This is a genomic window from Bowmanella denitrificans (assembly GCF_039522935.1).
Classification (GTDB): Bacteria; Pseudomonadota; Gammaproteobacteria; order Enterobacterales; family Alteromonadaceae; genus Bowmanella; species Bowmanella denitrificans.
In genome coordinates, this window is sequence record NZ_BAAAEI010000006.1 from 856104 (window position 1) to 871668 (window position 15565).

The 15565-nt window shown below is 48.6% G+C and carries 10 protein-coding genes; 2 read left to right on the forward strand and 8 right to left on the reverse strand.

What is annotated here, in order from left to right; genetic code table 11:
- Nucleotides 1–225: 225 nt before the first annotated feature.
- Both ABD028_RS06695 and ABD028_RS06700 read left to right on the forward strand, forming a co-directional pair.
- The gene (locus ABD028_RS06695) at nt 226–4602 is read left to right on the forward strand and encodes an EAL domain-containing protein (RefSeq protein ID WP_343843249.1); all 4377 of its coding nucleotides are present in this window, start codon (nt 226–228) and stop codon (nt 4600–4602) included.
- A 330-nt stretch (nt 4603–4932) separates the two neighbouring features.
- Nucleotides 4933–5082: a hypothetical protein gene (locus ABD028_RS06700; RefSeq protein WP_172449314.1), complete on the forward strand. Its 150-nt coding sequence runs from the start codon at nt 4933–4935 to the stop codon at nt 5080–5082.
- A 151-nt stretch (nt 5083–5233) separates the two neighbouring features.
- On the opposite strand, the gene ABD028_RS06705 is transcribed toward ABD028_RS06700, so the two are convergent.
- The 8 genes from ABD028_RS06705 to ABD028_RS06740 form a co-directional block, all read right to left on the reverse strand.
- Nucleotides 5234–5431, reverse strand: coding sequence for a hypothetical protein (locus tag ABD028_RS06705; RefSeq protein ID WP_343843253.1), 198 nt, complete (start codon nt 5429–5431; stop codon nt 5234–5236).
- Between the two features lie 152 nt (nt 5432–5583).
- Nucleotides 5584–5886: a DUF3325 domain-containing protein gene (locus ABD028_RS06710; protein ID WP_343843256.1), complete on the reverse strand. Its 303-nt coding sequence runs from the start codon at nt 5884–5886 to the stop codon at nt 5584–5586.
- A 13-nt stretch (nt 5887–5899) separates the two neighbouring features.
- Entirely contained in the window at nt 5900–7450 is a 1551-nt protein-coding gene (locus tag ABD028_RS06715) for a PepSY-associated TM helix domain-containing protein (protein WP_343843259.1), read from the reverse strand.
- 20 nt (nt 7451–7470) lie between these two features.
- On the reverse strand, nt 7471–7767 hold the full coding sequence (locus tag ABD028_RS06720) for a hypothetical protein (protein ID WP_343843262.1): 297 nt from the start codon (nt 7765–7767) through the stop codon (nt 7471–7473).
- Nucleotides 7768–7831: 64 nt separating this feature from the next.
- Nucleotides 7832–9970, reverse strand: coding sequence for a TonB-dependent receptor domain-containing protein (locus tag ABD028_RS06725; protein ID WP_343843264.1), 2139 nt, complete (start codon nt 9968–9970; stop codon nt 7832–7834).
- 149 nt (nt 9971–10119) lie between these two features.
- Entirely contained in the window at nt 10120–11457 is a 1338-nt protein-coding gene (locus ABD028_RS06730) for a histidine kinase sensor domain-containing protein (RefSeq protein WP_343843267.1), read from the reverse strand.
- Complete coding sequence (locus ABD028_RS06735) at nt 11454–12140, reverse strand: response regulator transcription factor (protein ID WP_343843270.1); 687 nt, start codon at nt 12138–12140, stop codon at nt 11454–11456. Before ABD028_RS06735 ends, ABD028_RS06730 begins: the two co-directional genes overlap by 4 nt.
- A 248-nt stretch (nt 12141–12388) precedes the next feature.
- On the reverse strand, nt 12389–15256 hold the full coding sequence (locus tag ABD028_RS06740) for a TonB-dependent receptor plug domain-containing protein (RefSeq protein ID WP_343843273.1): 2868 nt from the start codon (nt 15254–15256) through the stop codon (nt 12389–12391).
- Nucleotides 15257–15565: the final 309 nt, after the last annotated feature.

Genomic DNA, 15565 nt, shown 5'->3' on the forward strand with positions numbered 1-15565 from the left:
ATCGCTGAGCGATTTGGCCAATGATTTTGGCAGGGATGGCCGACAGCAGAAAATACCCGATAAACATAATTACTATAAAGCAGCGGCGCTGCTAAAAGGTGTCCTTTGCGTCTTAATTCGGTCAAGTTGGCTTTTTTAGGGACAATATTTTGTCTCGGGCTGCTTTTTTCGCCCTGGAGCCGGGCCACCACCAATCTGTCGAATATTCAATTCAAGAACTATTCCGTGTCTGATGGACTCAGTCAGAGTACCATCCTGGATATTGCCGAAGACAAACAAGGCTTTATCTGGCTCGCAACGGTCAATGGACTAAACCGCTTCGACGGCTATCAGTTTAAGCAATATCATCTGGACGCCAACAATCCCAACAGTTTGCCCGACAAATTCGTACGTCAGCTATATGTAGATCAGCAAGGCACCTTATGGGTCGCTACCAACGGCGGCCTGGCATGTTACAATGCCCATAGTGATAACTTTACCCGCTTCAACAGCCAAAATACTCAATTGGCAGATGATTTGATTGTCGCCATAAGTCGTGGCTTGGACGGAAAACTCTGGGTTACAGACAAGAATCATTTGTATGAATACGATGAAAAACAACAAAATTTCCATCGCATCAGACTGGCGAATACCGAAATTTTTCCGGAAACCAAAAGCATCCTGGTGAAAGACGACAGGTTGTGGCTCGGTAGTTACGGCCACGGCATCCAGATCTACCAGGTCGACTCCAACAGCCTGTACAAATTAGATGGGCAAAATCCATGGGAGCTGCAGATTGATGCCAGTTTCCTGCATGATATAAAAGTCATTAACAATCAGTATTGGCTTGCTACAGAGCAAGGTGTGTATATTCTGAACGAACAGTTACAGTTATTACGTCACCTGCACACGGGTTCACAACCGGCTATTGTCAGCAATTTAGTCCAGAGCATTGAGCAGGATGCTGACAACGATGTCTGGCTGGGCACCTCTGAAGGCCTGAGCATAGTCAACCCCACAAGCTACTCCAGCCTGAATATTGACCAGCGCAATGACGCACTGGTGTCACTGGATAACCGCTACGTGTTTAAACTGTTAAAAGACAGCAACGATTCCATCTGGTTGGGCAGTTTCACCGGCGGAATCTACCAGTACAATGAACGTAGTGCCTTTATTAAACATTACCAGGCCATTCCTCACAGTGATGTGTCTATTTCAGACAATATGGTGTGGGCTTTTTCTGAAGCGCAAAATGGCAACATTTGGATCGCCACACAATCTGGCGGCCTGAACCTGTTTGAACCTACGTCCGCCGGATTCAAACATTATCTGTCTGATTTTCCCCACTCTATCTGGGATCTGGCCCTCGACGAGCAGGATCGGATATGGCTGGCAACCATAGACGGCATTTTTATATTTAAACTGAATGATAAAGGGCAGCTATTGCAGTTACAGCATCTGCTACCCGGTCAGCTTGTCGATAGTATTCAACTGTCAGGGGGCTTCGCCTGGATTTGGACAACCGGCACCTTGTCCAGTATCAACATAGCGGATTTCAGTTTCAGCCAAATCCCTGTACCCAACAAGCAGGGGCAATTGATCAAACCTAATATGGTGGACAGCCACAACAATGTCTGGCTGGCGAGCAATGACGGCATCAGCCTTTACAACCTGGATAACGGCCAGTTTAGTCAGCCAGCCTTCAATATCAATGGTGAGAAGTTACCTCTGGGTGACACCAACGCCATTCTGGAAGGGCCTGATTTTATTTGGGTCTCCAGCTTCAAAAACGGCCTGTATAAACTGGATAAGCAGAGTTACAAGATTGTCCAGCATTACAGCAGAGACAATGGTCTGTCAGACAATGGTGTCTTAACCATGTTACTGGATGACAACGCTGTCTGGATTGCCACAACAGCGGGCATCGACCAGATATCCAGGCAAAATGGTCAATTGGTTCAACACATCCCTAAAGACCTGCTGGATTATAATGAATTAAATGAGTCGGCAGGACTTATTACCCGTAAAGGTGATGTGTTATTCGGCGGTACTAAGGGTTTCCACATATTCAACCCAAATCGCCTGACCAATGTGAGCAAGCTGGCAGTGCGAGCCCCCAAAGTAACCGGGCTAAGTATCTTTAACCAAGAGGTCGGCGTAGGTGAAATAGACAGTCCCCTTACCAGGCCGGTTTATCAGCTTGAATCGATTGAACTGGAAAACAAAGCATCGCCGTTTTCCCTGACATTTGCACTTATCAATCCTGTTAATCCACGTTCGGTCAGTTATCGCTACCAGATGCAGGGGTTGTCTGATCAGTGGTTGGAAGCCGACCACCATATTCGTCAGGCTACCTTTACTAATCTGGGTTTTGGTAACTACCATTTCCGCGTACAGGCCAGAGAGTTAGATGGGCCTTGGTCCCCGCCTGCGGAGCTGGCCATTCATATTAAAGCTCCAACCTGGTTACACCAGTCAGCCCTGCTGGCCTACGGCCTGGTAGCGTTTTTACTGCTCAGTTACTGGTTCCGTCAATACAAGTTGCGCCGGGTTACTCAACGCCGGGTCAGAGACAGTGAAGAGCGGCTGAAGCTAACCCTTTGGAGCAGTGGTGACGAATTGTGGGACTGGGATATCGCGCAGGCCGAAGTGACCAGAGCCAATATCTGGGGAGTATTGGATTTTCCGCAGGACAATCATCGGGTAGCCACCCAATTAGAGTCCAATATTCATAAAGCCGACCTGGACAGGGTCAGAGACTGCCTGAGTCAGCACCTTAAAGGCAAGTCCGAATACTATGAGACCACCTACAGAGTTAAAGACTTCAAGGGCGACTGGCAGTGGATACTGGATCGCGGCAAAGTTGTATCATGGGATGCCAATCAGAACCCGCTACGGATGACTGGAACATTAAAAAACATCAGTCACCTTAAACAGGCAGAGGAGCAACTCAGACTGTTTAAACGCTCCATTGAAACTATTTCTGACGGCGTATTTATCACCGATACCACCTTCAGGATTATTTCGGTGAATCAGGCATTTTGTAACCATACCGGCGAAACTCGCGAACAAGCCCTGGCCAGTTATCTGTCCTTTCATCAGTATCCCACCGCGTTTACCGATGAAGTCCGTAAAACCTTGCGACACAAAGGCAACTGGAGCGGCGAAATTGAATCTCTGCGACAAAATGGTGAGCGCTATGAAATCGATTTGAACATCGATGCAATCCACAGTGACGATGGCAGTATAAGCCACTACGTGGGGGTATTTTCCGATATCACGTCGCGCAAGCGCACCGAGAAAGAGCTGTTGCAACTGGCTAATACCGATACGCTGACAGGCCTGCCTAATCGTTCCTTTTTCCAGGCCAGCCATCAGAACCTGGTGCGTAAAGGTATGCCCCATGCTCTGCTTTGCATGGACATGGACAACTTTAAAAAAATTAACGATTCAATGGGTCACCAAACCGGTGATTTGTTGATTAAGCAAATTGCCGCCAGGCTGCAGAAAATCACTGGTACCAACGCGACTTGCTACAGACTGGGCGGCGACGAGTTCAGCGTACTGGTTGAGAACAGTACAGATATCCACCGTATCACGCATTTAGCCCAACGTATTCTGGACGAAATGGCTCGCTCTTTTATTATCAGCCGCCAGGAATTTGTATTGGGTGGCAGCCTGGGGATTGCATTTTATCCAGAAGACGGTGCCAGCCCGCAAGAACTGCTTAAGAATGCGGATACTGCGATGTACTTCGCTAAAAATGCCGGGGGTAACAAATACCAGTTTTTCAGCGGTGAAATGAATCAGAATGCCGTTCGTCAGTTGCAAATCGAAAACCTCATCCGACACGGTATCAAAGAAGATCTGTTCAGCGTTTATTATCAACCCAAGGTAGATATCGCGTCCGGACAATTGGTCAGCATGGAGGCCCTGGTTCGTTTTGAGCACCCCGAGAAAGGCATTGTCAGCCCCGATCAATTTATTCCTTTGGCCGAGGAAACCGGCCAAATTATCGAAATTGGCGATATTGTCCTGCGTAAGGCCTGCGAAGATACCCAGCGCTGGGTAAAACAAGGTTTATTCAGTGGCCGTGTGGCAATAAATATCTCCGCCAGACAGTTTGAATTGCCAGACCTTGACCAGCGCATCGAGCAGGTACTGCGCCAGACCGGCCTATCCCCCTTGCATCTGGAATGCGAAATTACCGAAGGCACCCTGATGCAACGTCCTGAGCAATCACTGGAGCTGATGCAAAGGTTACGGGAGATGGGCATTCACCTGGCCCTGGATGACTTTGGTACCGGTTACTCTTCCCTTGCCTATTTGAAGCGTTTTCCACTTAACACGTTAAAAATAGACAAAGCCTTTATTGATGATATTGCCACCAGTGCAGTAGACAGGCACATGACCAGCGCCATTATCACTATTGCCCACAATCTGGGGTTAAAGGTGGTCGCAGAAGGTGTCGAAGAAGAGCAGCAGCTAAGCATACTGCGCCGCTACGAATGTGAAATGTTACAGGGTTACCTGTATAGCAAGCCGCTCAGCAGTGAACGCTTTACCAATCTGCTGCAGGAAAACCGTCGCCTGAATAAACTGATCAAACAAAATAACTACTAGGGGCTGTTTACAGCCGCTAGTCGTTGTTTACGGCCTGATGCTTTAAGCAGCCGCAAATCGCGGTAATTCACCGTCACCCGGCAATGTTTTTGCCACTTTCCCAGACAACAAGTCTAAAAACACCAATTAGTCAAATCCTTGGCGCAATCTATCGGTTGAGCCCTTGGATTGCCAAATCAAAAAATTGACTGTTGCCGCCCAACGCCAACAAAGCAACACAAAACACTTAAAATTCAACAACTTAAAAAACTGGCACAGCTTTCGCTATATCCTCTGTGGGACAGCCAACTGGTTGTTACTGAAAAACTTAACCCAATAGGAGAGATAGACATGTTGAAAGCTTATGCCATTGCCATCGCACTGACCACCGCCACTCCTGTCGCTGACAAAGCCGCCGAGGGTGCCAAAGCTCCAGTTAAGAGCAAAGCAGAAACCACCCAGACTCTGCAAGCCTGGAAGCCACGCTCAGTACGTGTATAAGAATGCATAAGAGGTTGTTCAACAGTCCACTGGCTGTCGGATGACGTTACCGGAAGCAGTATTGCCGGTATTCCAGAAAAAAGAGAGCAGCGGCTCTCTTTTTTGTTTTTGTGTTTGCCGCATTAAACCGGCTGATACCTGCTATTGGTTGTCAGGCGCGAATATACACCGAGCCAAATCCCCTCGCCTTGCGCAGCGCCATTTGCTTTTTAACACTGAACAGCGGCAACAACAGCGGGCCGAATAGTAACCCAGCCATACCCCAATGCTTGGCGCTCAAACCGTTTCTGAATGCTTCTACATAGTAAAACCAGGCACTCAACAAAGAAACCAGAATGGCCAACAACATAACGACTCCAGGGCATGGGTAATGGATGGCGCATTATACATATTGGCGATAAAAACACCACAACTTATGAATTTACATTATATTAACAACCCGTGTGCACAGAGCGTCATTCAGCCGTTAATTGCGCCTGTTTTTGAACCGACGGAGAAAAGTTAATCAGGGTGCTGGCCGAATGTCAGACGCCTGGGCATATAAGTCAGCAGCAATGCCAGTATGGTCGCTGTAAAAGTGGCAGTACCCAGTCCATACACCAGACCGAGTGCCAGCCCCCATATAGAGACGGAATACAGTAGCGCGACGAGTAGCATGCTATATCCGCTAAACCGGTAAAACCGTACGCGCAAAAGCGTTGCCCGTCTGGTGGCTCCGAATACCTGCGTGTAGTGGCGCGTTAAACTTAGGCTCAAACAGTAGAATCCCAGAAAAACCTGGACGCACAGCATTAAAATCAACATATCGATTCACGCCCTATAGTGGCCTTGTGACGTCGTCACCCGAGAGAGTGGCAGCAGTCGTTTTAGATAAACGGATAGCAAGCAACACAAATGCGGCTGAAAACACTAGCATGCACAAGTCAAAACCAAGCATCAGCCAGTCAGCCTGGATAAGGCTGACAAGCAGATTGTGCTTGGTGGTCAGGGCATTGAGCAGGGGTAACAAGCCAAACATAACGGCCGCAAGCCAGCACAGATTCCGCCAGACGCTCTGTGTAGCACTGCAAACCGCCAAGCCAATGCTCAGCAGCAAACCAATAAACAAACAATGTAGCTCCCATTGAGCGCGCAGGGCCATATCAAAGGGCAGCAGTCTGTTACTGGCAAAGTAACAGGCAATGGCAACCGGAATGCCCACTATCATGCCAGCATTAATGCTGGCCAGGCGTCGTAATGTGCAACCGGCAGAATCCGGCCCTTTCGCTAAACGCTTTTTCAGCCACATGATGGCCCCGGTGGCTATCATGCCCGCCCCCAGCAAACCGCAGATAAAATACAACCAGCGCAAATAAATATCGGCAAACAACCCTTCATGCAAATGTTCTAGCACATCGTAAACCCTGGCCGCCGCCCCGGCTTTACCTTCTGAAAGACTCATCACCACCTGCCCATCCTGTTCGCGGTAGCTGAGCATTGACGCAAACTCTATACTGCGCTGGCTGGCAAACCACACCTCTATCTGCTGATTTTCGGTGCCGCGTGCCAAAATCCCGACATAGCTCACGGGCAGATTAGCATATCTGTTCTTTGCATCCGTCAGGGCAGCTTCGGGAGACAACTGAGCGGCCGACATACTGATAACTTGCTCAGTGGTTAACTCAGCCTGCGCTGCCGAATAGAATTGACGGTGTTTCTGCTCTCCCTCCCCATAGGTGGCATCAATAACCTTTGCCATTGTCACCGTCATCAGCAACATCAGGCCGCTATACGTGATCATCAGGTGAAATGGCAGTGGTAGCACGCTGAAAATATTGTGTATATCCAGCCAGGAGCGCAGCCCCTTACCCGTACGAAAGGTAAAAAACTCCAGAAAGATTTTCTTGTGGATGATCACACCGCTAATCAGCGCTATCAGCATCAGCATCGCCGCGGCACTGGTCAGGATATAGCCCAGTTGTAATGGCATGTAGTAGAGGGTGTAGTGCAACCGGTAGAGGGTTTCTCCGCCACTGGTTTGACGCGCTTTGATGATATCACCGCTGTCAGGGTGTAAATGACGATCCAGCCACTGCCTGACGGTTCCTTTACTGGCATCTGCGGGTTGTAACCAGGAAATGCCGATATAAGGGTCTCTGGATGAAGGGAAACTGATATACCATTGTGACGCATCATCTGCTGATTGGCTTAACTGCCGGGTCCCCATGGCCAGAATATCGGCATCATCCATTGGCTTTTGTACCACCACCCGCTCAGGTTGCATCCAGCGGTCAATCTCATTTTCAAAATAGCCAGCGCTACCGGTAATAAAGATAAAATACAGTAGCCACGCAAAGATGAAGCCACTCCAGGTGTGCAACCAGTTCATAGATTGCCTGAATCTGGGTTTCATAACGACAGCATTCCCTCAACAGCCAAGAGCCAGACAAACAATAAAACACAGGGCAGCAGAATGCTCAGAGCGGCACGGCGGATGGATTTAACCGAAAAAACCAACAGTATTGCGATGGCGTAGACAATAAAGCTCAGCATCATACCAGCGGTAATACCATCTACCTTATCGGCCGTCATCACAGAGGCAATGGCGATGGCACTCAGATTCGCCAGCACAAAACCACCAACCGAGGCCAGCAACACTCTTAGGGAAATCGCAATTTCGCCCGCGTATTTGTTGAAAAACATCATCAATACACCATGCAAATAAAAGCGCTGCACAAGTACAGCGCTTTTACTTTGAGCTAACCGGAATTTAGAAGCGATAGGCCAGACTTAAACGAATGTCCCGGCCAGCCTCTTTAATTCCCACCACGGACTCGTAGCCAGGAATATGGCCATAGTCGGCGACACTACCGTGGCTGCGATATGACTCGTCCAGTAAATTTTGTACTGCCAGATCCAGACGTAAGTTTGCTGTCGGCTCGTAACTCATATAGACATCAACAACCTGGTAACTTGGTTTGTTAATAGTTTCAAGCTCTGTGACCCAGCCAAGTTCCATGGAACGATGAAAGACTTCGATATCGTTCAGGCTGGCCACATGGTTGATATTCAGGCCCAGTTTAATCTCATCACTCAGCCAGTAATTTGCGTTCACATTGAGTGAATCTCCAACCGCATTGCCCAAACCACCGTATTCATAAGCGGCCAGTTGCAGACCACTTAAATTTACCCGACGAACGCCGCTGGGAGCGCTAACATCGGGCCACAAGAATTCGCTGTTATTCAGTTCTACATCATTGTGGTTATAGCTCACCAACAGATCAAAGTTATTGGCCTTATAACCCGCTACCAGCTCCAGACCTTTACTCTCCAGATCGCCGATATTCTCGTAAAAGACCCCCTCGCTGCCTTTAAACTTATCAAACACCACATCGTTGATCACGCTGCGATACACCGAGGCTTCAAATAACCAGGTCCCGTCATTGTATTCAAGGCCCAGCTCAATGTTGTCAACCTCTTCGGCTTTGAGGTTTGCATTAGGCGTCAGCTCCCCCACGGTAAAGGCATCCGCTACCTGCCTGCCGCGCAACGCTTCTGCATAACCCGCTGTCAGCCTTAAGCTGTCGGTGAAACTGTAGGTAAAGCCCAGATTCTTGCTTATCCCGTCTTGTTTTTTGGTTGAAAACGCGCTGCTGGAGGTAACAGGATCGCCATTGGCATCAGTCTCTATTACCCAAACTCCATCGACTTTAATCCAGTTGGCTTCAATACCTTGGTGGTCAAGCTCATAAGCGTCATAACGAAGACCAAGACTGAGTAGCAGCGCATCGGTGATCTGCCAGTGATCCTGGGCATATAGCGCGGTTACCCTGCCGTCTTCGTCAAAAATACCGCCAAAATCCGCGTATGACTGGGAGTGCACTTCATCCTTTTTGTGCTCCACGCCATAGGTCAGGGCATGACGACCAATATCACTGCTATTGCGAATATCAAACCCGGTGGTTTTTATTGACGCGTCCCAGGTGTATAACTCACGTTTAAAGGACGACTCGGTCTGATAAAGGGTGGTTTCAAGATTCAGTAAGGCGTTGGCATACCAACCATGATTCAACACCAGGGTCTCGCGCTCACCCCAGGATGCAAAAAGCGGATCGCTTGCCAGCGGCGCCCAGTTGGTTTGCTTGCCAAATTGACCTTCCTCTTTCCGGCGTTCATAGCTTAAGGTCAGTTCCTGATGCTCGGTAATATCGGCATGGACTTTGGCAAAACCCAGGGTCTGATCCGCCGCTGTGCCGGGGATCTCCTGTCCGTCACCATCATCCATATTATTGCGGCTGACATTGACATAAGATGCCAGCACATTCACTGCGTCGGTAACACGTCCGTACAAAGACACACTTTCTTTATGCCCATCGTTAGAAAAATAACTGGCTTTAAGCAGACCACCAAAACGTTCTCCATCCGTCAGCAGATCTTCTGCGGTTTTGGTTTTAAAACGAATCGCTCCCCCCACTGCGCCACTGCCTGACGTGGCCTCCCCTGCGCCAGCCTGAACTTCCACACTGCGCAACAGTTCAGGTTCAATGGCCACACGGCCTATATGGTGAAACAAGGTGCTGGTTTGCGGCGCGCCATCCACGGTGACATTGACCATGGAATCTTCCACGCCACGCACGAATATCTTCTGAGCAATACCTAAAGAGCCACCAACGGTCACCGAGGGAGTATGGCGAAAGATATCTTCCAGGTCATTGGCCTGATAGCTTTCCAGTTCTTCAGGGGTAATCGCCGCGTTGGTTGTGGCGCCCACCACCGTGATTCTCTCTATTTTCTTTTCTTGAATTTGCTGCTGTTCCTGAGCATAGGCGGGCATGCCTAGGCTTGCGGCAACAAATGCGCTGAGTATGGAGGTTTTAAAGTAAAGAGTTGGGGTTGTATGTGCAGTCATGTGAGCGTCTCAATTTTTAGGTACATCAACAAAATGAGAATTATTACCATTAATAAGACTGCAGAGTAGCATTTTTACATTTGTTACATATTGTCGTGATCTATCAAGGCTGGCCATCTCTTGAATATAGACTCCGTTGAAACTCAGCTCTATAAAGCAGGAATGCGAATCACCACCTGCAATCCGCCCCCGGGCCAGTTCTCAGCGTGGATGCTTGCTCTGACACTGGCCAGATGGCGCTTTGCCAGTGCCAGGCCAAGTCCAAAACTATGGTTGTCACCCTGACGTGCATCGTCCACTCTGAAGAAAGGCTCAAACACCTTTTGCAGATATTGCTCCGGGATGCCCGGCCCCTGATCGCTCACCAGGATACAAAAATTATCCTGTCCCTGATTCAGCGCAATGTGCACAACTTTGCCTGGCGGGGTATAACGCAGGGCATTGCGGATGACATTCTCTATGGCCAGACATAATGCCCGGTGACTGCTGTTTTGCACCATGGCATTGACGGGGGAATCCAGATGAATATGACGGTCGGGAAACTCGAATTTGGCGTCTTCAATCAATACATCCAACAGGTCCACCAAATCGAGCTGTTCCTGCTGGAGTATGGGTTTTTCGTTATCCAGCCAGGCCAGTGTCAGGGTGTCTTCAACCAGTTTGCGGATGTGTTGGGATTCACGCCCGATACGCATCAGATGTTGTTGACTATTCGCATTGTCAAAGCCGCTGACCGCAATATCCAGACGAGTCAGAGGCGTTCTTAGTTCGTGGGATAAATCCGAAATCAGTTGGCGCTGACTGGCAATCAACTCGCCGATGCGGCAAGCCATCTGGTCGAAGGTATCAGCCAGATGGGACAACTCATCGTCGCGGTTGCCTAAATATTTCCCAACCCTGGCCTCAAAATTGCCCATGCTAAACTCTTTAGTGGCTTTGTCGAGACGCTGCAGAGGGCTCATAATATGACGATATAAAACAAAAGATAACAAGGCCAGCACCGTCATTGGCAGCATAATTTGCATCACAAATCTGGCGGTTGACCAATATGTACCGGGCCGCATCCGCTCAGGAAGTTTTACCAGCAAACTGGCATTTAATGTTGTAAACGGTAATTCCATGACCGGATTTTCAGCAAAGTACAAATGAATTTTCCAGTCAACACTTCGACCAAAATGATAACTACCGACAATATCCTTATCAAAATTCTCACCGGCAATATGTAAGGCTTCAAAACTGGCTATCGACAACCAGGTATTTTCTTTGTTCTTTATCTCAGCTAGCCAAGCATCTAATGCGTCAAACTGTTTGGATAAAATAAAGGCTTCGGCTTGCGCTCCCCAGGACTGTAATTCTTGTTTATCCTTTTCTGCAATAAAACTCATATTCTCTTCGGTTTTAATGGTTAATATATGCAGCAGGTAAAAAAAGGCGACCGTACCGGTCGCCAGAACCACAAAAAACTTCCAAAACAGCGTTCTTTTCATTTGAAGCAATATCCTTTGCCATGCACAGTTTGTAGCCTTTCACCCGGCCAGTTTGCTTCATTGAGTTTTCTTCTGACCCGACTCAGATGCATATCTAAACTGCGATCATAAGCAGCCATTTTTTTATTCAGAACTGATTGATACAATTCATTTTTTGCTACAACATCATGAGGCTGAGAAACTAATTCCCACAACAGCTTAAACTGAATCGCGGTAAACTCTATTTCCTGGTTGTGTACGTGGATTGTTTGATTGGTGGAATTTAAGGTTAAACCATCAACGCTTATCTCACATTGCCGGATTGGACGGCTATTGTTCAGGTAGCGTCTCAGCAGGCTTTCTATTCTTAAAAGTAGTTCATGGGAATTAAACGGCTTGCTGACGTAGTCGTCTGCCCCATGGGTTAAACCTAAGATCCGTTCTTCTTCGGCTCCCTTTGCTGACAGCATAATGACCGGAACCTGGCTGGTTTCGCGCAGGGCTTTTAACAGCGAGACACCGTCTAATCCGGGCAACATTCGATCCAGTACAATCAACTGGCACTGCTGTTTTTTCGCGCTGTGTAAACCAGTTTCTCCATCAAAGCACTGCTCAGTTTGGTAGCCTGCTTTGACCAGCAGATCACGCAAATAGGCATTCAACGTAAGATCATCTTCAATGACCAGAATTGAAGGTTTCAACACTTAATCGCCTTAGTGAACAAAACCGCATATACAAATGCGAATAAATAAGATTGCCAATAGTAATGGCGATGAAGAGTAAAGTAAATTCACACCCCAACGACCTGTTGCTAAAAATCGAAATGCGATGAACAAGCAAAAAAAAATCCGATGGCAGATAGCATCGGATTTTCATCTGGATAATGCTGCTTTACAGCAGTTTGACGTCACCGGCTGATACCAGCCGGTTTATCGTTTCAATAAAGTGCTGATCAGAACTTGTATGACGCCGTAGTGAAGTACATGCGGCCAATATTGTTATACAGGCCGGTAAACTCTGTTGTACCTCGGGTAAAGCTAGGCAGGTTGCGGTCAAACAGGTTGTCGATACCCACGGCCAGTTTAATGCCGTTGTCAAACTGGTAGGCAACCTGGGCGTTACTCAGGAAGTAACTGCCATAGCCCATGTTATCGCTCGGATCCGGGTTGATAGCCAGGTCCTGCTCTGAGTAGCGGGATACCGCATCCACATACAGGGTGCGCCAGGAAGCTGACCACTCACCAAGGCTGTATTTCAGACTTAGGTTAGCCTGCCACTGGGCATCACCTTCTGTGCCTGCTTCCTCTTCAAATTCACCAGGGGCGTCCTGGAATGAATAGGTACGACGGGATTCCAGGTAAGTACCCACCAGTTTGGAGTTTAAGCGGCCACCGAATACGTCGACATCATAGCCCAGCTCAAAGTCCACACCCTTAGCGGTTTGTGCAGCCACATTCTGGTAGATAGTAGTGATCAGGTCCAACTGCTTGGTGTTCGGATCGCGCTTAATCAGGCTACAGAACTGGTTGTTCAAACCACTGGCAGAGTCCACACACTTATTCAGGATGTCCTGTGCCTTCACAGCATCAATGGCATCGTCAATTTCAATGGACCAGTAATCCAGGGTCAGGCTCAGGCCCTGAACAAACTCAGGTTGATATACCAGACCTACAGTGTAGCTTTGCGACTCCTCTGCATTCAGATTTGGGTTACCGCCAGTTAAGCCTTCTACGCTGGCACCCGGATCATTGAGAACAAAGTCTTCAGCAATACCCAGTGCTTTACAGTTGGCAACACGGGTGGCAGTTTGCTTATTATCCAGGGCACAAGGGTCGTCAATATTACGGAAGAAAGTTTGGTCCTGTGGACCATATAACTCCTCGATATTGGGCGCCCGCAGTGCTTCAGAGTAGGTAGCGCGCATGCGCAGCTCAGAGGTAATGGTCCAGTCCAAACCGGCCTTCCAACTGGTGGCAGAACCAATAGTGCTGTAATCGGCGTAACGCACCGCGGCGTCAAACAACAGTTCATCCACAAAGGGCAAGTCAGTCAACAGCGGCGCAGAGATTTCCGCAAACACTTCCTTGACGTTAAAATCGCCTTTCGAATATTGGAACGCGTTAAAGAAAGTCGCACCCGTGGAGGCAAAGGCATCCGGTACGGTTTCGCTTTCTTCTTTGCGGTATTCAACACCGGCGGAGAAACCCATAAATCCGGCAGGCAGTTCAAACAGGGCGCTATTGTTTACACTGGCGTTAAACACTGTCTGGCGAATGGTGCTGTGACCATAAGACGTGGTATTGATCCAGTTACGCCCTTCTTCGCTGATACTGCCGTCACCGAACAAACTGACAGGCACACAGCCTTTGGCGCGGGCCGCTTCGTCACGACACACTATTTCACCGCTGCTCAGGCGAATAGCGTCGGTGGCTTTGTCAAAGTTATCGCGCACCAGGTTATTGCGGTTCCACTGCTTAAGACGGGTTTCACCAAACAAGCCATAGGCTTCATACGCCCAGTCATCACCAAACACGCCATCGGCGCCCAACACAAAACGCTTAGTGGAACGGGTGTTGTCTTCGGTACGACGGCCAGCGTCTTCCAGGAAACGGTTCAGTTCAATGCTATCCAGGTTATTGGCATCCATCAGGGTCGCCAGGCTCTGGTGAATAAAGGCATTGTCACGCTGAATAACTACCGGAGCATTAGTTGCATCATAAAACGCGGGTTGGCCGATAGACTGACCGCGAGTACGCACATATTTGGCTTCGGCAAATAGGTTTAGTGCTTCAGATACCTCAAAAGTCCCTTTGGTATTCAGGTTCATGCGATCGAAAGTCGGCTGCAGCTCAACATAACGGGTCAGGTTCAAAAATTCGCAGTCGGTGCACTTGTATCCTGTGCTGTCCAGTTGCCCTACATTCTGCAGACGCACCGAACCGTCAGGATCAAAGGCATACCAATTACCGTCCACGTAGGTATTGCCACCTGGCAGGTTATCCAGCCAGCCGGTGTTATACAAAGTAATGTTGTCGGCGATACCGTCATGCACAAATACGCCATTTTCATCACGGGCATCTTTACTGGCGGGGTTACGCACCGACATATAGGGGGTGCGGGTTTGATCGCGATCATTGGCGTTCATACCGTCCTGGCTGGCGTATTCGGCAGCAAAGGCGATATTACCGCGACCATCGGCAAAGTCCTGACCAAAAGACAACGACACTTTGTCGTTCTTATAGGGACCTTCTTCACCTTTACCTTTAGTGGCAGAGAAGTCCACTCCGGTGATGTTTTTCTTCAGACGGAAATTCACCACACCGGTTACCGCATCTGCACCATATACGGCAGAGGCACCGCCGGTAATAATTTCTACCGAGTCTAACCAGGCGGTGGGGATGGTGTTAGTGTCAACCGATGCGCTACCGGCGCTGCTGGCCACATGGCGACGACCATCAACCAGTACCAGGGTACGAGAGGTGCCCATGCCACGTAGATCCAGAATGCTCAGGCCAGCGGTGCCGATAGAGCGACCGGAGTTACCCAGTGAAAAGGTGGCCGCCAGTGAAGGCAGTTCGTTAAGCACTTCACCAATGTTCATGGCACCGGTTTCAACCAGATCCGCGCCAGAAATAACAGTAACAGGGGAAGGCGCAATGGCGCCTTCACGAAGAATCCGGGAGCCAGTTACCTGAATTTTCTCAACAGCAACGGCTTGGTCAGTATTATCCTGGGCAACGGAATGTGCCGAAAATCCAAAAAATGTTGTGGCCGTCAGCGCATAACGCACGGCATTGGATACTTTAGAGTTTAAATACATTGATTGTGCTTCCCACTTTACCACTTGAGGGTGAATATTTTTTCACTGCTTACGCAGTTTTATTTACTCTTTCGTTCCCTTTTCAGGGGGCGCGGATAATAAGCAGCAAGCCTTAAGCTGGTCAACAGCAGAACCGACGAACAGCAGTAAAAACGTGGCTTTGAAAAGACTGAGCAACAAAATAAAAACAGATTTTACACCACGCTAACCAAAGCGATTGAAAATCAAGCTGGATAAATTTCAATCTGCACTAGCCGAGAAATATGACAATATGATTAATTATTCCGTTCTATCGCATAAATAATAATT

Coding starts and splice junctions, on each gene's coding strand:
- ABD028_RS06715 (WP_343843259.1), bottom strand. CDS start 7,450: ATGAACTGGTTGCACACCTGGAGTGGCTTCATCTTTGCGTGGCTACTG.
- ABD028_RS06700 (WP_172449314.1), top strand. CDS start 4,933: ATGTTGAAAGCTTATGCCATTGCCATCGCACTGACCACCGCCACTCCT.
- ABD028_RS06730 (WP_343843267.1), bottom strand. CDS start 11,457: ATGAAAAGAACGCTGTTTTGGAAGTTTTTTGTGGTTCTGGCGACCGGT.
- ABD028_RS06710 (WP_343843256.1), bottom strand. CDS start 5,886: ATGTTGATTTTAATGCTGTGCGTCCAGGTTTTTCTGGGATTCTACTGT.
- ABD028_RS06720 (WP_343843262.1), bottom strand. CDS start 7,767: ATGATGTTTTTCAACAAATACGCGGGCGAAATTGCGATTTCCCTAAGA.
- ABD028_RS06740 (WP_343843273.1), bottom strand. CDS start 15,256: ATGTATTTAAACTCTAAAGTATCCAATGCCGTGCGTTATGCGCTGACG.
- ABD028_RS06725 (WP_343843264.1), bottom strand. CDS start 9,970: ATGACTGCACATACAACCCCAACTCTTTACTTTAAAACCTCCATACTC.
- ABD028_RS06705 (WP_343843253.1), bottom strand. CDS start 5,431: ATGTTGTTGGCCATTCTGGTTTCTTTGTTGAGTGCCTGGTTTTACTAT.